Here is a 17,938-nt window from a genome sequence, read left to right on the forward strand (position 1 = left end):
CGATGAGTATATTAAAGCAAAACCTCGATCAAGATGTGGTGGTGAAGAAGATGCGCAGCTTATATTTGGCGGGACCCGGCGATGTGTCGTTAAAAGAAGACGCCGTCGCCCGGACGCCTGAACAGGATGAAGTAAAAATAAAGTTAATTTATGGCGGCATTTGCGGTTCAGACGTTGGCGTATATAAAGGGAAAATTGCCCACGCAGCGTATCCAATTACGCCCGGTCATGAACTGCTCGGAACGGTTATTGAAAAAGGAGAAGATGTTGCTGTACCAATTGGAACACGCGTCGTTATTCAGCCCAATTCCTACTGCGGCGAATGTGAGCAATGCCAAAAAAGAAAAACCAATCTTTGTATATCAAAAAAGTCACTTGGTGTGAACACAGATGGCGGCTTTGCGGAAGAATTTACGATTTCAGCGAAATACATTTTGCCGGTCCCGGATGAATTGTCAGATGAACGGGCTGTTTTAATCGAACCGTTCGCTGTTGTGGTTCATGCATTTAAACGGGTGAACATAACGAATGAAACAACTGTCGCCGTGATCGGATGCGGAACAGAAGGCCAGCTGGCGATTGCGCTCGCGTCTCATCTCGGTGCATCCATTACAGCGATTGATATTAATGAATCAAAACTGGCAGATGTTTCGGCTTATGGAAATATCCAAACATATACACCACTTGATGTTCCACAAAATGCAGCATTTGACGTGGTCATTGAAGCGGCCGGTGTCAAGCAGGCAGTTGAGCAGGCGGTCGATATCGTCAAGCCGGGTGGCGACATTGTGTTAATCGGCTTAACGGCAGAGGCAACACTGCCTATTTTAAAAATTGTCCGCAGTGAAATATCGATTCATGGCAGCATCATTTACAACTTTCCTATTGATTTTGTCCAAAGTGTTGACTATTTACGCCTTCCGGACTTTGTGATTGATCCAGTCATTGCCGATATTATTCCACTGCATGAATATGAACGCGCTTATGAAAAGGCAGCAGCCGGCCAGTGTGCCAAAATTATTTTGAACTTCAAGGAGGATTTCCGACCATGAAAGAATTGATCTCCCGACAATTAGTCAAATACTTAGAAAACCGTGGCGTTGAACATATCTTCGGTCTTTGTGGACATACAAATATCGCAGTCTTAACAGAGCTTGAAAAAAGCTCGATCAAGTTTGTGAATGTGCGTCATGAACAAGTCGCCTCACATGCGGCAGATGGCTATGCACGGGCGAAAAAGCAGACATCTGTTGTGCTCAGCCACGTGGGACCGGGTCTCACCAATGCGGCGACAGGTGTCGCAAACGCGGCGTTCGACTGTACTCCGATGGTGGTTATTGCCGGTGATATTCCGAGCCATTATTACGGGAAGCACCCGCACCAGGAAGTGAATCTTCATGCAGATGCCGCGCAGTATGAAATTTACCGTCCATTCGTAAAGCGTGCCTGGCGCGTAGACAGTCCGCACCTTTTGCCGGAAATTTTAGAGAAAGCGTTCCAGCTGGCAGAAACGGGTACGCCGGGTCCGGTTCTTGTTTCTGTGCCGATGGACATTTTCTCAAAAGAAATCGATACGGCGCTATTCGAAAAGCAAACCCATCATACGAAGTCGCTTCAAAAACCATCGATTGATGAAGAAACAGCGGAAACGATTATTCGCACATTGCTGGAGGCCCAAAACCCCGTCATTTACGCGGGCGGCGGCATTTTGCTTGCCGATGCGGCGGAAGAACTAGCGGAATTCGTCAACCACTTAGATATCCCGGTAGCGCATTCTTTGATGGGCAAGGGCGCCGTAGCGGATGACAATCCGCTCGTGCTCGGCATGACCGGCTTCTGGGGCACGAAGTTCATTAACGACAAATGTAAGGAAGCCGATTATATTTTTGCCCTCGGCACCCGTTTTGCGGAAGCAGACAGCAGCTCGTGGGAAGAAGACTTTACGTTTAACTTCCCACCGACAAAACTGATTCAGATCGACATTGAACCGAGTGAGATCGGCCGTAATTACCCGGTTGAAATTGGCGCAGTAGCAGACTTGAAGCAAGCTTTGATGGTCTTGAATCGCGTAGCGAAACGCATTCTGCCGGAAGGACGTCAAAATGAAGAACTAAAAGCAGAAATTGCAGCAGAGAAAAAAGCATTTAAAGAAAGCAACCAAAAATATGCGACAGACAACAGCTTTCCGATGCAGCCGCAGCGTATTTTAGCGGATGTACGTGATGTTCTCCCGCGTGACGCGTTTATTACGACGGACGTCGGCTGGAACAAAAATGGCGTCGGACAGCAGTTTGACATTTTAACACCAGGCACCATTTTAACACCAGGCGGCTTCGCGACAATGGGCTTCGGCGCCCCTGCAGCACTTGGCGCAAAGCTCGCCCATCCGGACCGCGTCGTTGTATCCCTTGTCGGTGACGGAGGCTTCGGGCAAAACCCGGCGCTTCTGGCAACAGCAGCGGAAGAAAATATTCCGGTAATCTGGATCATCATGAACAACTCTGCATTCGGCACAATTGCCGGCCTGCAAAAAGCCCATTATGGCACGACGCTCGGCACGTTGTTTGAAAAATCACCGGATTTCGCAGCCATTGCCCGCGCGTATGGAGTAGAAGGCGTGAAAATTGAAAAAGCAGAAGAATTTAAGCCGGCTTTGGAAGCGGCGATTGGAGCGAATAAGCCGGTCGTCATTGATGTTGCTATGCTCAACAATCCGGTGCCGACTGCGGGACACTGGAACATCATGGATATTTATTCGCCAGGAAAAACCGTCCACCACGTCTCAACGAACTAATGAATGGGGGAGCAAACAGATGACCAATCAGTTTTCACTCGCGTATTTGACCGTTCTTGGCTGCCCGCCGCCTGAAATGACCTATATTGCGGCTAAAACAGGATATGATTTTATCAGTCTGCGTCCGATTCATATGGGGGTGCCGGGCGAGCACGATGTTTCATTGACAGAGAGCAGGACGCTTCTGTGCGAAACGAAAAAGGCAATGGCCGATACGGGAATGAAACTGCTGGATATTGAGCTTGCCCGCATTTGTGAGGACATTGACCCGAAAAGCTATCAGCCGGCGATGGAAGTGGCAGCGGAGCTTGGCGGCCGTCATGTGCTCAGCAGCGTTTGGACGAAGGATCGTTCTCTTGCGATGGAGCGTTTTGCGGAGCTTTGTGAATTGGCAAAGCCATTCGGCCTGACGATTGATTTAGAATTTGTGCCGATTGCCGGTGTTTCGACGCTGGCAGGTGCAGTCGATATATTGACTGCGGTCAATAAAAAAAACGCGGGGCTGATGATTGATGTTCACCATTTTCAACGATCCAGGGAAAAAGTGGAAGACCTCGACTCGCTGCCGCGTGAATGGTTCCGGTATGTCCACTTATGTGATGCGCCGGTCGCCATTCCGGAGTCAACAGAAGAAATGACACGCATTCTGCGGGAAGAACGGTCATACGTTGGTGAAGGCGGTATTGATGTTGCCTCGATCCTCAGTCGCATTCCGCAAGTGCCCTATTCCATTGAATTGCCGCACGCGAAACGGTTAAAAGAACTCGGATACGAAGAATTTGCAAGGCAGTGTCTTGTGTCAGCAAAACGATATTTAAACACGCACACTGTTGACCGGCAGACAGAAGAAATTCGCAAAATTGATTAAAAAAAACAGAGGCATCCTGAAAGTCTGTATTGCTGACTTTTGGGATGCTTTTCTTTATTTAAAACAGAGATGATCTCCTATAATAGCTTTTTGGTATTAAGTGAATTATGCCGCCTTCTCTTTTTTTCGTGTGAGCCCAAATATATCATGCTACACTAATTAATAAAGCACGGAAAGGAGTATTTTCATGAATTTAGCTTCATTTGAACAATCTTTTTCTGATACTTGCATTTACAAAAGATGATTTAATAAGAACAATTTGGAGAGGTACTTTATTATTATAAAAGGGAGCCCGAGTACATTAAAGACTACGCTGTGTATTTGTATGAGAAGTATTCAGAGGAGACGAAGGCGCTGTATCGCCAGTATATTACAGGCAGGGCCGAAATGGCTTCAACCCGGAATCAATACCGGATTGAAGCAAATCTCATTGAACATTTTTCTTCAAGCTGTAATCGTCAACCAGCAGAAGAAGTAATGATGGAGTTGCGATATTCATATTCACGCAAGCCGGCATTTATGGATGAATTGCGAAAAGTGAAGTTGGAGGGATGAAGCGAATGAAACCAGTTGTTGTCGTCTACAATCGTTTGTACGAAGAAGCACTTGAATATATCCAGGCATCATGTGACGTTCATTATTTCCCGGGATATAAAGAAAAGATGCCGGAATTTTTGGAAGCACTAAAAGGGGCTGATGGCTTGATTGGTTCGGGTTTAAAGGTGGACGAAGCATTGTTGGATCAGGCGCCAAATTTAAAAGTGATTGCGAACAAATCGGTCGGATATGACAACTTGGATATTTCGCTTTTGAAAAAAAGCGGCATCAGAGCGACGAATACACCGGGTGTACTAGACGACACAGTTGCCGATGCCATCGTGGCACTGATGCTGGCAGCCGCACGCCGTGTGCCGGAACTGGATCAATTTGTGAAAACAGGCGGCTGGACAGAGAGTGGCTTTAAAGATCATCAATTTGGCGTGGACGTTCACCATAAAAAACTAGGCATTATTGGGATGGGCGGCATCGGCTCAAGACTTGCCAAACGAGCGCATTTTGGCTTTGACATGACTATCTTGTATCATAACCGTTCGCGAAACGAACAAGCGGAGAGTACATATGACGCTGTATATTGTCAGGTGGAGGAGCTGCTTGAACAGTCGGATTTCGTTTGTGTGATGACCCCGCTCACACCGCAGACAAAAGGAATGATCGGCAAAAATGAATTTGCCCAAATGAAAAAAACAGCTATATTTATCAACGCTTCACGTGGAGCGGTTGTGGACGAACCTGCATTAATTGAGGCGCTGCAAACAAAGCAAATTTTAGGGGCCGGGCTGGATGTATTTGAGCAGGAGCCGGTTGAGCGGGACAATCCGCTTCTTTCAATGCCGAACGTTGTGACGCTTCCCCATATCGGATCTGCGACAGAAGAAACACGCAAAAAAATGGCGATGCTTGCAGCGGAAAATGTTGTTGCTGGTGTCGCGGGCGGAAAATTGAAGACACCGATTTTTTAAAACGGGGCGTGCCGAAAATGAAGAGGTTTTCCGTAAAGTTGTTCAGCTTATTAACGAATTTAAACAATATTTCATGGATCACAACCAGCCAGTGTGTGAAAACCCCTGACCTAGAAATAGAGAGGGTGGTATTACGACGCTTGAAGACAAGTCGCTCGACTGCACGCAAAAAAATGGTGACCGCACGCTTTAAAAAGAAAGCTACATATTCCATCCTTCATCAGAAAATACTATTCAGGTGCATGCGCACAAATTTAATTTCTGATGGAGGGATAATATGGGTATACTAAGCGGGAATCCAAAAGATGAACCTCTTCATTATGGCGAAGTGTATACATTATGGGTAGGATCGCTTTCAGCGAAAGGGATGGCGGCTGGTTACAGCACATTGCTGAACCATACGGGAGACGGTGACTTGAAAAAGCTGGTTGAACAAGGAATCAGACTTTCAAAAGAAGAAGCGATGGCATATGACGAAGTGTTAAAAGCAAATGGAATTGCTTTGCCGCCAGCCCCGCCAGATCGTCCGAAGGCAGATCTTAATGACATTCCTGATGGAGCGCGCTTTACCGATCCGGAAATTGCGGCAACGCTCTCCCGGGACGTTATCGTGGGAGTGGCAGCATGCAGCCAAGCGATGGCGCAATGCATCCGTGAAGACGTTGCTTCGCTGTATGCTCGTTTTCATGGAGAAAAAGCAAAATATGGCGGTGGAATCCTAAAACTTAACAAAGAAAAAGGCTGGCTTGTGCCGCCGCCGCTGCATCGTGAACCAGGGGAAGCGAAGTAAATAAGGTAAAGCTGTCGCAATGTAATAATGCGGCAGTCTTTTTATAAAAAATGAAACAATTTAAAAATATCTTATAAATGATTCATTTTTTGCCTCGGTTGTCAGTTTAAAAACTGATTGCCGAGGCTTTTTCTTATTCATCATCATGTTGTACAATGAATCAGCGCAAAATGAGGATGAAAGCGCAAACAAAATGATTGTTTCAAGTGATAGAATTAGGTTCAGCGAAGGGAGATGACATCATGTACCTGGATGAAAGGAGCAATCAAATACTAGAGGATGTACTAGGAAATCCAGAAATATCAAATGCAGAGCTTGAAGATAAATACGCATTATCGCGCCGGCAAATCGGCTATAGCTTTACGAAAATAAACGACTGGCTCGAACAAAATAGTTATCCAGCTATTAAACGGACAAAAAGCGGAAAGTTTTTATTAAGCCCGATTTTAATGGAACTGCTGGTGAAAAGACCAGCTGCGCAAACGCAGTCTACTTACATTCTTTCTGAAAAAGAGCGGACATATGTGATCATTTTAATGATTCTCGGCTCAAGCGAAGAATTATCGCTTATCCACTTTTCCATCGGGCTGGATGTCAGCAAAAATACAATTCTCCGCGATATGAAGCACGTACAGGAAATTGTGGGCCGGTATGATTTAGAAATCGTCTATTCACGTCTCAATGGTTATGTTGTCTCGGGAAGAGAATGGGATAAAAGGCGCTTGCTTGTTGATGCACTTCGGAAAATATTCGATATCTACAAGGGCGAATCATATATTTATCAATTTGGCGGTATTGCTGAAGAAGATGTGCAAAAGCTTCAAAAGCAAATAGAGGATGTGGAAGAACGGCTTCAGCTTCAATTTAGTGACGAGCGGATGCGGATCCTTCCATATATCATCGCCATTTTACTGAAACGGGTGAAAAACGGCCATACGATCGATGGTTCTCATCACATTGATTATGAAGCCCTTTCGGATACAAAAGAATATGAAGCAGCGGAATTGTTAATTAAAGATGAACTGGAAGAGCTCTCCAAAGAAGAACGATTGTTTTTCGCCTTGCAGCTGCTGACATCTAACGTGCTGACTTCTCAATTATTGACAGACCATGAAATTCCGCACTTAAAAGAAGCACTGGCAGAGAGCTTAAGCTTATTTGAACGACAGGCGTGCATCACGCTCAAAGATAAAAGCAGGCTTTTGGAAAAGCTGTTTCTTCATATGAAGCCTGCTTATTACCGGATCAAATATCATTTAACTACAAATTATTTCATGATTGAAAAAGTAAGTGAAGAGTTTGAAGCGATTCACTATATTGTTAAAGATTCAATCAAGCCGCTTGAAGAATACATCGGCTGTGAAATACCTGAAAGTGAAATAATGTTTGTGACCGTTTTTATCGGGGGGCACTTAATTAACAGTGGTGAAACGATTCCGTTAAAAAAGAAAGCGGTTGTTGTTTGTCCGAACGGTGTGTCCATTTCGAACTTAATGGACAATACACTAAGAGAATTGTTCCCAGAATTTTACTTCCATCGCGCGCTGTCAATTCGGGAATTTCAGCAAATGGATGATGGCTTCGACCTTGTTTTTTCTCCCGTACCGCTTCAAACCAATAAGCAGTTGTTTATTGTTCATCACTTTATTTCCGAGCTTGAGAAAATGACGCTCCGGCAGCGGGTCATGAAGGAGGTGTTCAGCCTCCAGATGCCGGTGATCAATGTGGACCAGTTAATGAACACGATCGCCAAATATGCAGATATTAAAGATCCAAAGCAGCTGGAACGATCACTGGAATCCTATTTTACACAGCCAAATCAACAGGAAACAAAAGTGAAAGCAGATTATGGGCTGCCTGATTTTATCCATCCGGATATGATCGTGATGGAAGAGGAAGCAGGCAGTTGGCATGAAGCGATCGAACGAGCTTCACAGCCACTGCTGGAGGGTGGATTCATTACGGCGGATTATATTAAGACGATGAAGCAGCAATATCCATCTATTTCCCCGCACATTTTGCTTCGAATGAATGTCGCAATTCCACATGCGGCGCCTGAACATGGCGTGCAAAGGGTTGGGATGAGCCTGCTGAAATTAAAAAAAGGCCTTTCATTCGACAAAAATCATATCGTCCATTTTGTTGTCGTGATTGCCGCGGTGGATAAAAGCCAGCATTTAAACGCATTGCTTCAACTGATGAAGCTGGCAGATAAAAAAGACGTAATACATGAAATGACGCAAATGGACAGCGCACAAGCTATCCACGAAGTGTTGAAGCATCATACCCAGCCATAATGAAAGGAAGTGGTTATCTTGCCATTGGCGCAGTTTTTGAAAGACGAATTAATCAAGCTGGATGTGTCCTGCGACAGCCGGTATGATGTGTTCGATTTAATGTATGAAGAAGCATTCAAGCGCGGATATGTAAGTGAATCGTTTTTGCCGAAAATTAAAGAGCGGGAAGAAACGTTTCCGACTGGCTTGAATTTGGACAAGTACAGCATTGCGATTCCGCATACCGATCCAGAATGTGTATTTGAACAGTTTATCGGTGTGATCACCTTAAAAGAACCTGTTTTATTTCAGCTTATGGATGATAAATCAAAAGAAGTTGAAGTGAAAGTGATTTTGATGCTCGGCTTAAATGAACCACACAGCCAGCTGGCTATTTTGCAGAAAATCATGCAAATTGTCCAGGATGAAGAAACGTATGAAAAGATTTTAGCAGCGAAAAATTGCAAAGAGATCCATCAATTATTTAATAAGCTGGAAACAGCATAAAGGAGAGAATTTATTATGAAAAAAACAATATTAGTCGCATGTGGAGCAGGTATCGCAACATCAACTGTCGTTTGTAATCGCGTGGAAAATTTATTGAAAGATAACGGTATTCAGGCAGAAGTCGTACAGTGCAAAATTTCAGAAGTGGCATCTCGTCAAGATGGTGCGGACTTAATTGTATCAACAACAATTTTGCCGACTACTTATCAAATTCCAGCTGAAATTGCGACGGCCTATATTACAGGCATTGGCATGGACAAGCTCGATCAAAAAATTCTTGATCATTTAAAAAACTGACCGTAAGTAAGAAGAGAAGACAGGGGGATTGATCATGGATAACGTATTTGGGTTTGTACAGTCCATTTTGGATTTAGGGCCAACGGTTATTTTGCCGATTGCGATCTTAATTATCGGCATGCTGTTTGGTCTGGGCTTCAAGAAGTCATTTAAGTCCGGCATCATTATCGGAATCGGTTTTGTTGGCATTAACTTGGTCATCAACTTGCTGATTACGAACCTGGGCCCGGCCGCGCAGCAAATGGTTGAGCGGTTCGGCTTGAACTTGACAATCATCGATACCGGCTGGCCGTCTGCAGCAGCACTGTCATTCGCTTCACCGGTAGCAGCCGTTTTGATTCCAATCTGTTTGGCTGTAAACATCGGGTTGATTTTACTTAAATTGACGAAAACGTTAGATATTGATATTTGGAACTACTGGCATTTTATCGCAGCCGGAGCGACTGGCTATATCGTCACAGGCAGCTGGTGGTTTGCAATTCTTTGTACGATTTTGTATCAGGTTGTTGTTTTGTACGTAGCGGATAAAACCGCGCCAATGGTAGCCAAGTTTTACGGGCTTGAAGGTATTTCATTGCCAACTGGCTCAACGGCGGCATTTGCGCCAATTGGTATTCTTGTTGGAATGGTTATATCAAAAATTCCAGGCATTAAAAACTTGCATGCTGACCCGGAATCGATCCAAAAACGTTTTGGCATCTTTGGGGAACCGATGATGATGGGGCTTATTCTCGGCTGTGTTATTGGGCTGTTAGCAGGGTACAATCCGGGCGCGATTTTCCAGACCGGGATTTCACTTGGCGCAGTGATGCTTCTATTGCCGCGCATGGTGAAAATATTGATGGAAGGGCTTATTCCAATCTCGGAAGCTGCCCGGGATTTCCTTCAAAAACGTTATGGCGACCGGGAACTTTATATCGGGTTGGATGCGGCGCTTGCTGTTGGACATCCGGCAGTATTATCGACAGCACTCATTCTAGTCCCTATCACGCTTTTACTTGCAGTAATCCTACCGGGAAACAGGGTTTTACCGTTTGGTGATTTGGCGACAATACCATTTTATGTTGCCTTTGTTGTTGGCTTCCTGCGTGGAAACATCGTTCACTCTGTTTTGGCAGGTACCGTTATGATTGCATTCTCGCTTTATATGGCGACCGATTTCGCCGTTGTTCATACACAGCTGATGGAAGGTGCACAGTTCACGATGCCTGAAGGCGCAACATTAATTTCAAGCCTTGATATGGGTGGAAACTTGTTTAACTGGCTTATTTTGAAATTTTCACAGCTATGGGCAGCTATTTTTTAATTTAACTGACACCTGACAGCGCTTATGCCTGTCAGGTGACTTTTTAGCAAGGAGGCCACGCGATGAAAGCAGCCGTACTGCATGCGAAAAATCAGTTTGTTTACGAAGAAGTGCCAATCAATCCTTGTGGAGAACAGGAAGTAAAAGTGAAGGTCATGGCAGCAGGCATCTGCGGATCAGATACACATAAGATGATGAGTGAATGGAAGTATCCACTGCCTGCCATTATGGGTCATGAGTTTTCAGGCTGGGTCATAGAAAAAGGGGCCGGCGTGACGAATGTTGAGCTTGGCGACCGGGTAACGGTCATTCCATTTGTCCCTTGTTATCAATGTGAACATTGCGAACGTGGGGATTACTCTTTATGTGAAGACCACGGCATGATTGGCTCGAAATCATTCGGCGGTTTTGCGGAGTACGTGAATGTGCCGGTATCGAACATTTTGCCGATTGGCGATATGGACTTTGAGGAAGCGGCAATGATCGAGCCGCTGGCCGTCGCCTTACATGGTGTATTAAATATTGAACCGCGCCTCGGTGACACAGTGGCTGTGTTTGGCACCGGAACGATCGGCCTTCTTGTTATTCAATGGTTGAAAATCGCAGGAACGAAAATCATTGCAATCGATATTTCTGATGAAAAGCTGGCAGAAGCGAAGCGATTTGGATGTGAATATGTGATTAATCCGCTTCAAGACAATCTGGAGGAGAAAATCGCTGAATTTACAAACAGAAGCGGCGCTGATATTGCGATGGAATGCGCCGGCTCTAAAATTACGCAGGAGCAGTGTCTTTTAGTGACGAAGAAAAAAGGCAAAATCGGCTATCTTGGCATTGCGTATCAGGATGTGCTTTTGTCCCAGCGGGCATTTGAAAATATTTTCCGCAAAGAATTGAAGTTGATGGGGTTTTGGAATTCGTATTCCGCTCCTTTTCCAGGCGAAGAATGGACAAAAAGCGTCGATTACATTTTAAATGGGCGCATTCAGCTGAAAGAAATGATTTCGCACCGTTTTCCGCTTCAAGAGACACAAAAAGCTTTTAATATGATGATTAACCGAGAAGAAACATATGGAAAAGTATTAATCCTGCCCAATGGAGAGGAGTCCTAATCAATGAAAGCAGTTATGAAAAAAGCACCCGGCTATGACAACATGGAGCTTGAGCAGATTGAAGAGCCGAAGGCAGCAGGGGATCTTGTTAAGATTAAAGTGGTTTATACAGGAATTTGTGGAACAGATATGCACACCTTTTCAGGACAGTACCCCAATTCGAAAACACCGGTTGTGCTCGGCCACGAATTTTCCGGAACGGTTGTCGAAGTTGGTGAACGTGTAACCAAAGTGAAGATTGGCGATCGGGTAACAAGTGAAACGACCTTTGAAACATGTGGAGAATGTGAGTACTGCCGTGAGAAGGATTACAATTTGTGCAGCAATCGCAAGGGAATCGGGACCCAAGTAAACGGAAGCTTTGCGGAATATGTCATTTCCCGTGAAGAAAGTTTACATAAGCTTCCGGAGAATGTTAGCTTTAAAGCAGCATCATTGACAGAGCCGCTTGCGTGCTGTGTACATGCGGCGCTGGAAAAAACAACGATCCAATCAAGCGACAAAGTGCTTGTTTTCGGACCAGGACCAATCGGATTGTTGCAATGTCAGGTGATTAAAGCGCAAGGAGCGTTTGTCATTTTGGCGGGGATTACGAAAGATCACAAACGTCTCGAGCTCGCAAAATCGCTTGGTATAGATGTCGTGGTAGACGTTCAAAAGGAAAATCTTGAAGAAGTTGTGATGAAACATACCGATGGGTACGGGGTCGATAAATTATTTGAATGCTCTGGTGCCGTTCCTGCATTAAATCAAGGGTTGCCACTTGTGAAAAAGAAAGGCACCTTTGTACAGGTTGGCATTTTTGCGGATAAAATGAACCCGCTTGATCAAGAATCCATCATTCAGCGGGAAATCACGTATGTGGGCACCCGCTCCCAAAAGCCAAGCTCCTGGCCGCTTGCTTTGAAGCTTTTAGCAGATGGAAAGATTGATGTCGACAAAATGGTCACGAAGGTTGTACCGCTTGAGCAATGGAGGGACGGATTTGAAGCCGTTCGCGCCGGGGATCAAATTAAGGTGATCGTTAAGTCGTAATCAACCTTGTTTTACTCAATTAATTCCATTATTTTATAAAAAAGTAAAAAATAAAGACAGGACTGTGACGAAAGCAGTCCTGCTTTTTGCTGAACTTTCAAGTAACTGTCATATCGATGATTGACGCTTTTTGAGCCTGTCCGATAAGATATAAAGGACAGATTCAGGAGGACAGGGTATGAGCGAGACATCGATTCTGAAAAAAATAGACCGGCAAAGCGATAAAATGAGCGGGGCGGAACAAAAAGTGGCAGCCTTTATTTTGGACAATGCTCATCTGATTCCAACGATGACAACAAAAGATTTGTCGGGAAAAGCAGGTGTCAGTGAAGCAACTGTGATTCGCTTTTGCAAAACGATCGGCATCGGGAGCTATAAATCATTTAAATTGACGCTTGTGAAAGAGCTGTCAAACACCTCGATCAGCGTGAATGATTTTTCGCTGCTTCAGTCAAGGGATTCGCCATATGAATTATTTAATAAAGTAACCCATGTGAACCGCGGAGCGCTTGAAGCAGCTGTCTCGGCGCTTGATAAGCGTGAATTGAATAAAGCGATTGAAGCGCTGCTTGAAGCGAACACGATTTTATTTTACGGAGTGGGCGGTTCGGCAGCGGCAGCGGTTGACGGGCATTACAAGTTTGCAAAGCTTGGCTTCCATGCGATGATGACGCTTGATTTCCACTTTATGCTCTCCATCGCTTCTCACTTGAAAAAAGGAGACGTCTTTATTGCCATTAGTACATCCGGCAAAACAAAAGACGTCCTGGAGCTTGCCCGCTTTGCAAAAACGAGAGAGGCGACGGTAATGGCGATTACAAACGTCGGCAAATCACCGCTTTATAAAGAGGCGGACATTGTACTTGGCACACCGATGGTTGAGCATGAAAACCGCATCGGCAGCATTGCATCAAAAATGGTTCAAATGAATATGATTGATGCTCTTTATGTAGGAACGTTCCACCGGATTGGTTCCTCTGTGGAAGAGCCCTATAAAAAAGCGAGTGAAGCAGCAGCCCGATTGAAAAGATAATCGGGCTGTTTTTTAGAATAATAAAGAAATTTTATTTCATTAAATTCAATAAAAAAATTGTATTTTTATTTCACTGGCGTATAATTAAAGAATCAAAGGCTAATTTCGCGACTTCCTGTCGTAACGCCTTTGTGCCTGCGTCGTGCGGGCCCAAATTAAACGTTTCAATAGGAAAGAGTGAAGAAGATGCTGAATATAAGCAACTTAACAACAGAATCAAGAAATGGTGCGACGATGCATCTGGATAATATGTCGATCGATGAATTTTTATCCGTTATGAACGCGGAAGATTCGAAAGTAGCTCAGGCGGTTAAACAGGAGCTCCCGGTGATTCGTAAAGTTGTCATTGCGGCGGTAAACGCATTCCGGCAAAAGGGACGGCTTATTTACATTGGGGCCGGAACGAGCGGGCGTCTCGGTGTGTTAGATGCAGCGGAATGCATTCCGACATTCGGCACGCCGCCGGGTATGGTAAGATGTGTCATTGCCGGCGGCCAAAAAGCGATTCAATCTGCTGTGGAAGGCGCGGAAGACAATGAATTGCTTGCAAAAGTGGATTTAAGTCAGCTGCAGATTGGCCCGCGGGATATGATTATTGGCATTTCGGCAAGCGGCCGGACGCCGTATGTAATCAGCGGATTAAAATACGCGAAAAAACATGGTGCTATGACGGCGAGTATTTCGTGCAACAAGCGGGCAGTAATGAGCCGCTTTGCGGATTTATCCATTGAAGTGGACGTTGGACCAGAAGTATTGACGGGATCGACGCGCTTAAAAGCAGGCACGGCGCAAAAGATGATGTTAAATATGATTTCCACTGCGGCAATGATTGGTATTGGCAAAGTGTACAAAAATTTAATGGTCGATGTGCAGCCGACCAATGAAAAATTAATTGAGCGTTCAAAAAGAATTATTGCCGAAGCGGCGGAGATTGATCTATTATTGGCAGAACAGTATTATAAAAAAGCAAACGGTCATGTAAAAAAAGCGATTGTGATGGCGTTATTGAAATGTGACCTGCCGACAGCGGAAAAAAGGCTGGCAAAGTCGAGTGGTGTTGTAAGAAGCGCATTATATTAAGGTGGAGTGAATCGGCATGATTAAAGAAAAGCAAATGGCAATCAGCATCTTAAAACATGCCGGTGGAAAAGAAAACATTCGCCTCGTTACTCATTGCATGACAAGGCTCCGTCTTGATTTGCGCGATTGGAATAAAGCGGACACTGAAAAAATAAAAGAAGTCCCTGGCGTAATGGGGATTCACGAAGATGAAACCCTTCATATTATCATTGGGCCAGGCCAGGTAAATAAAGTAGCGACGGAATTAACAGGATTAGCCGGCGGTGGGGAAATGAGTGTCAACGCGGGAGACAGGCAAGCGGCAACCCGCTTAAAAAATGATACACCTATCAAACGCCTGCTTAGAAAAATTGGAAACATTTATATCCCGCTTATTCCAGGCGTTGTGGCCTCGGGTATTTTGACAGGAATAGCTAACTTTGCGAAAAATGCGGGTGTCGATCCGGAAACGCTTTGGATGAAGCTGCTGCTGTTTATCGGCAGCGGCATTTTTACATATCTTGGTGTGCTGGTCGGATGGAATACAGCAAAAGAGTTTAGGGGAACGCCAGTACTGGGTGCCATTGCGGGAATGCTCATTATCAATCCGGCTTTGGCGGACTTAACGATTTTCGGTAAAGCGCTCGTTCCGGGACAGGGAGGCTTTTTTGGCATTATGCTGGCTGCCTGGTTGATGGTGGTCGTAGAGCATTCCATTCGAAAAGTTATCCCTTCCGCTGTCGATATTTTATTCACGCCGCTTTTAACGGTGCTGCTTGTAGGGATGCTGACATTGTTTTTGATCCAGCCGGCCGCCGGGGTTTTATCCGGCTTCGTTACAGGCATGATCGGATCTGTTTTGGAAGTTGGCGGCTTTGTCGCCGGAGGTCTGCTGTCAGGCTTTTTCCTGCCGGTCATTTTGGTAGGGCTTCATCATGGCCTGACACCGATTCATATGGAGCTGATTCATACGCTGGGCCATACACCGCTTCTGCCGATTTTGGCGATGGCAGGCGCCGGACAAGTCGGTGCCGCTTTAGCGGTGTATATAAAAACGCGTAATGAGCGCCTTCGTACAATTATTAGAGGGGCGCTGCCGGTCGGGTTTCTTGGTATCGGTGAGCCGCTTCTATATGGAGTAACCCTTCCGCTTGGACGGCCGTTCATGACAGCTTGTATGGGCGGTGCGGTCGGAGGTGCTTATCAGGCACTTGTTCGGACGGCCTCATCCGGAATTGGCGTTTCTGGTCTTTCGTTAATGCCCCTCATTGCAGATAATAAATATATTTTATATTTAATCGGTTTGCTTATGGCATATGCGGCCGGCTTTTTGTTTACCTATTTATTTGGCTTTACAGAAGAGATGGCTGATAATATAGATTGAATCAAACCGTGGATAGTGTGTTTCTGCGGTTTTTTGCATGGAGGTGGATGGTATGTTTGGTGTTTCCGTTTACTTAAACAAAGAGATAGGGAAAGAAGAGCAGGATTATTTGGAAAAGGCTAAACGGAATGGGTTTCAATCTGTGTTTACCTCGCTGCATATTCCGGAAGACGATGCGTCTAGGCTGCGCAGCCGCTTTCAGTCATTAGCCCGCATGTCTGAAAAGCTTGGCCTGGCACTGGTGGCAGATGTTTCTTCGTCTTCTTTACATGTGATCGGCTCTTCATTTGAACGGGCAGAAGAACTGATCGAATGGGGGGTGACGGGTCTGAGAATGGATGACGGGATTGCGCCTGATCAGATTGCTCGTTTATCCCACATCATGAAGGTGGCCCTCAACGCCAGTACATTGCGTCAGGAAGAATGGGATGAACTCATTCAACATGGAATAAACGTTTCGAATGTGGAGGCCTGGCATAATTTTTATCCCCGTCCGGAAACGGGGCTCGGAATAGATTATATGAAAGCAAAAAACGAGTGGCTTCGTTCTCTCGGCTTAACGGTTATGGCGTTTGTGCCGGGAGACAGCCGAAAACGGGGACCTCTTTTCGACGGGCTGCCTACATTGGAAAAGCATCGGCAAGCATCGCCATTTGTATGTGCGCTTGAATTAACGAATCACCTTCATGTGCAAAAAGTCTTCGTTGGGGATCCACACCTGTCAAACGAAGGACTAAGACAGTTTTCTTTTTACAACGAAGGATGTATCCCGTTACGGGCGGCTGCTTATACGGATATATCTCATTATAGGAATGTGCAGACAAACCGGCCGGACCCGGCGCGTGACTGCATTCGTTCCAGTGAATCGCGTCGAATGAGCGGTGCGCCGCCAGAACCCTTTCATACTATAGCTCGGAAAAAGGGAACTGTAACTGTCGATAATCAGCACTATTTGCGCTATGCGGGTGAACTGCAAATTACACTTCGTGACTTGCCGGCGGATGAAAAAGTAAACGTAATCGGCCGCGTGACAGAAGAAGATTTGCCGCTTTTAACATATGTCGGACCGCGCCAATCCTTTTTGATTGATTGGGATGTATAACTATAGTAGTATTTGAGTGCGCTTTATTTTATAATAAGGATAGTGTCTAATTTTAACGATAAAGGAGTTTTTTTATCATGGCAGAAAAAACATTTACAATTACAGACGAAACAGGTATCCACGCCCGTCCGGCTACAGTACTTGTGCAAGCAGCTTCAAAATTCAGTTCAGATGTAAATCTTGAGTATAACGGTAAAACTGTTAATTTGAAATCAATCATGGGTGTTATGTCTCTTGGGATTCCAAAAGGCGCATCTATTAAAGTAACAGCTTCTGGTTCTGATGAAGAGCAAGCAGTTGACGCTGTAGGCGAAACAATCAAGTCTCAAGGTCTTGGCGAATAATTTCGTTAAAAAATCACCGAATTTATTTCGGTGATTTTTTTTGTCCTTTTTGGGGAAAAGAATAGGGAGGTGACCAATATGAACATTGATGTAAAGCCCGCCGCAGCGGCAGAGCTGAAAAAGGTTAAGTACAAGGAAAATGAAGGGGTCCGGATTGAATCGATTTTTATCGGCAGCTGCTCGATTGCATCCGAATATCATTTGAAAATTGACCAGAAAAAAGACAACGACGATCTGTTTATCGTGGACGACATTCCGCTGCTCGTTTCAAAAGAAAGCCAAGAAAACTTGCATGAAAGCATTTCGCTCGACTTTAATCCAGCCATGGGCTACAAGCTCACATCAGCGGAAGAAACGTATCGCTATAATTTAAAATTAGAACGAGCGTAAAGAAACCTTCATGTTATGAAGGTTTCTTTTTTTATGTGAGATTATCTAACAAAAACTCACACAAATGCACCAGAAAAGACGAATATAAGGGTAGATCAGATATGGAATAGTCGCTTTTTAA

At 45.0% G+C, this 17,938-nt stretch carries 18 protein-coding genes and 1 pseudogene; all 19 read left to right on the top strand.

The window, feature by feature from the left end; all coding sequences use genetic code 11:
- The first annotated feature begins 2 nt into the window (after window positions 1-2).
- The 19 genes and pseudogenes from VQ00_RS10430 (at window position 3) to VQ00_RS10515 (ending at window position 17,817) form a co-directional block, all read left to right on the top strand.
- On the top strand, window positions 3-1,052 hold the full coding sequence (locus VQ00_RS10430) for a zinc-dependent alcohol dehydrogenase (protein ID WP_342667009.1): 1,050 nt from the start codon (window positions 3-5) through the stop codon (window positions 1,050-1,052).
- Complete coding sequence (locus VQ00_RS10435) at window positions 1,049-2,794, top strand: thiamine pyrophosphate-binding protein (protein ID WP_046180075.1); 1,746 nt, start codon at window positions 1,049-1,051, stop codon at window positions 2,792-2,794. Before VQ00_RS10430 ends, VQ00_RS10435 begins: the two co-directional genes overlap by 4 nt.
- A 19-nt stretch (window positions 2,795-2,813) precedes the next feature.
- Entirely contained in the window at window positions 2,814-3,662 is an 849-nt protein-coding gene (locus VQ00_RS10440) for a sugar phosphate isomerase/epimerase family protein (protein ID WP_046180076.1), read from the top strand.
- Between the two features lie 387 nt (window positions 3,663-4,049).
- Complete coding sequence (locus VQ00_RS10445; RefSeq protein ID WP_156154041.1) at window positions 4,050-4,217, top strand: hypothetical protein; 168 nt, start codon at window positions 4,050-4,052, stop codon at window positions 4,215-4,217.
- A 5-nt stretch (window positions 4,218-4,222) separates the two neighbouring features.
- The gene (locus VQ00_RS10450; protein ID WP_046180078.1) at window positions 4,223-5,182 is read left to right on the top strand and encodes a 2-hydroxyacid dehydrogenase; all 960 of its coding nucleotides are present in this window, start codon (window positions 4,223-4,225) and stop codon (window positions 5,180-5,182) included.
- 7 nt (window positions 5,183-5,189) lie between these two features.
- Window positions 5,190-5,360 (top strand): annotated as a pseudogene (locus VQ00_RS19160) (altronate dehydratase); the annotation flags it as partial.
- Window positions 5,361-5,459: 99 nt separating this feature from the next.
- Window positions 5,460-5,972 (top strand): DUF3231 family protein, encoded by a 513-nt coding sequence (locus VQ00_RS10455; RefSeq protein ID WP_046180079.1) that lies wholly within the window; start codon window positions 5,460-5,462, stop codon window positions 5,970-5,972.
- A 242-nt stretch (window positions 5,973-6,214) separates the two neighbouring features.
- A complete protein-coding gene (locus VQ00_RS10460) occupies window positions 6,215-8,269 on the top strand; it encodes a BglG family transcription antiterminator (RefSeq protein WP_046180080.1) in 2,055 nt (684 codons plus the stop codon).
- 18 nt (window positions 8,270-8,287) lie between these two features.
- A complete protein-coding gene (locus VQ00_RS10465) occupies window positions 8,288-8,755 on the top strand; it encodes a PTS sugar transporter subunit IIA (RefSeq protein WP_046180081.1) in 468 nt (155 codons plus the stop codon).
- A 15-nt stretch (window positions 8,756-8,770) separates the two neighbouring features.
- Window positions 8,771-9,052 (top strand): PTS sugar transporter subunit IIB, encoded by a 282-nt coding sequence (locus VQ00_RS10470; protein ID WP_046180082.1) that lies wholly within the window; start codon window positions 8,771-8,773, stop codon window positions 9,050-9,052.
- Between the two features lie 34 nt (window positions 9,053-9,086).
- A complete protein-coding gene (locus VQ00_RS10475; RefSeq protein ID WP_046180083.1) occupies window positions 9,087-10,358 on the top strand; it encodes a PTS galactitol transporter subunit IIC in 1,272 nt (423 codons plus the stop codon).
- A gap of 62 nt (window positions 10,359-10,420) precedes the next feature.
- On the top strand, window positions 10,421-11,470 hold the full coding sequence (locus tag VQ00_RS10480; protein WP_046180084.1) for a galactitol-1-phosphate 5-dehydrogenase: 1,050 nt from the start codon (window positions 10,421-10,423) through the stop codon (window positions 11,468-11,470).
- Window positions 11,471-11,473: 3 nt separating this feature from the next.
- On the top strand, window positions 11,474-12,505 hold the full coding sequence (locus tag VQ00_RS10485) for a zinc-binding dehydrogenase (protein ID WP_046180085.1): 1,032 nt from the start codon (window positions 11,474-11,476) through the stop codon (window positions 12,503-12,505).
- Window positions 12,506-12,683: 178 nt separating this feature from the next.
- Window positions 12,684-13,538, top strand: coding sequence for a MurR/RpiR family transcriptional regulator (locus VQ00_RS10490; protein ID WP_046180086.1), 855 nt, complete (start codon window positions 12,684-12,686; stop codon window positions 13,536-13,538).
- A 186-nt stretch (window positions 13,539-13,724) separates the two neighbouring features.
- Window positions 13,725-14,618: an N-acetylmuramic acid 6-phosphate etherase gene (gene murQ / locus VQ00_RS10495; RefSeq protein WP_046180087.1), complete on the top strand. Its 894-nt coding sequence runs from the start codon at window positions 13,725-13,727 to the stop codon at window positions 14,616-14,618.
- 16 nt (window positions 14,619-14,634) lie between these two features.
- Entirely contained in the window at window positions 14,635-15,981 is a 1,347-nt protein-coding gene (locus VQ00_RS10500) for a PTS transporter subunit EIIC (RefSeq protein ID WP_046180088.1), read from the top strand.
- Between the two features lie 52 nt (window positions 15,982-16,033).
- Complete coding sequence (locus VQ00_RS10505; protein ID WP_046180089.1) at window positions 16,034-17,083, top strand: DUF871 domain-containing protein; 1,050 nt, start codon at window positions 16,034-16,036, stop codon at window positions 17,081-17,083.
- Window positions 17,084-17,160: 77 nt separating this feature from the next.
- Window positions 17,161-17,427 carry a phosphocarrier protein HPr gene (locus VQ00_RS10510; RefSeq protein WP_046180090.1) on the top strand — a complete coding sequence of 89 codons (267 nt, stop codon included), beginning with the start codon at window positions 17,161-17,163 and terminating at the stop codon, window positions 17,425-17,427.
- A gap of 78 nt (window positions 17,428-17,505) precedes the next feature.
- On the top strand, window positions 17,506-17,817 hold the full coding sequence (locus tag VQ00_RS10515) for an iron-sulfur cluster biosynthesis family protein (RefSeq protein ID WP_046180091.1): 312 nt from the start codon (window positions 17,506-17,508) through the stop codon (window positions 17,815-17,817).
- The last annotated feature ends 121 nt before the right edge of the window (window positions 17,818-17,938 follow it).

This window comes from Domibacillus tundrae, from assembly GCF_000970675.1.
Lineage (GTDB): Bacteria > Bacillota > Bacilli > Bacillales > Domibacillaceae > Domibacillus > Domibacillus tundrae.

Coding starts and splice junctions, on each gene's coding strand:
- VQ00_RS10450 (WP_046180078.1), top strand. CDS start 4,223: ATGAAACCAGTTGTTGTCGTCTACAATCGTTTGTACGAAGAAGCACTT.
- VQ00_RS10435 (WP_046180075.1), top strand. CDS start 1,049: ATGAAAGAATTGATCTCCCGACAATTAGTCAAATACTTAGAAAACCGT.
- VQ00_RS10475 (WP_046180083.1), top strand. CDS start 9,087: ATGGATAACGTATTTGGGTTTGTACAGTCCATTTTGGATTTAGGGCCA.
- VQ00_RS10455 (WP_046180079.1), top strand. CDS start 5,460: ATGGGTATACTAAGCGGGAATCCAAAAGATGAACCTCTTCATTATGGC.
- VQ00_RS10485 (WP_046180085.1), top strand. CDS start 11,474: ATGAAAGCAGTTATGAAAAAAGCACCCGGCTATGACAACATGGAGCTT.
- VQ00_RS10445 (WP_156154041.1), top strand. CDS start 4,050: ATGGCTTCAACCCGGAATCAATACCGGATTGAAGCAAATCTCATTGAA.
- VQ00_RS10480 (WP_046180084.1), top strand. CDS start 10,421: ATGAAAGCAGCCGTACTGCATGCGAAAAATCAGTTTGTTTACGAAGAA.
- VQ00_RS10500 (WP_046180088.1), top strand. CDS start 14,635: ATGATTAAAGAAAAGCAAATGGCAATCAGCATCTTAAAACATGCCGGT.
- VQ00_RS10515 (WP_046180091.1), top strand. CDS start 17,506: ATGAACATTGATGTAAAGCCCGCCGCAGCGGCAGAGCTGAAAAAGGTT.
- VQ00_RS10460 (WP_046180080.1), top strand. CDS start 6,215: ATGTACCTGGATGAAAGGAGCAATCAAATACTAGAGGATGTACTAGGA.
- VQ00_RS10470 (WP_046180082.1), top strand. CDS start 8,771: ATGAAAAAAACAATATTAGTCGCATGTGGAGCAGGTATCGCAACATCA.
- murQ (WP_046180087.1), top strand. CDS start 13,725: ATGCTGAATATAAGCAACTTAACAACAGAATCAAGAAATGGTGCGACG.
- VQ00_RS10490 (WP_046180086.1), top strand. CDS start 12,684: ATGAGCGAGACATCGATTCTGAAAAAAATAGACCGGCAAAGCGATAAA.
- VQ00_RS10440 (WP_046180076.1), top strand. CDS start 2,814: ATGACCAATCAGTTTTCACTCGCGTATTTGACCGTTCTTGGCTGCCCG.
- VQ00_RS10430 (WP_342667009.1), top strand. CDS start 3: ATGAGTATATTAAAGCAAAACCTCGATCAAGATGTGGTGGTGAAGAAG.
- VQ00_RS10505 (WP_046180089.1), top strand. CDS start 16,034: ATGTTTGGTGTTTCCGTTTACTTAAACAAAGAGATAGGGAAAGAAGAG.
- VQ00_RS10510 (WP_046180090.1), top strand. CDS start 17,161: ATGGCAGAAAAAACATTTACAATTACAGACGAAACAGGTATCCACGCC.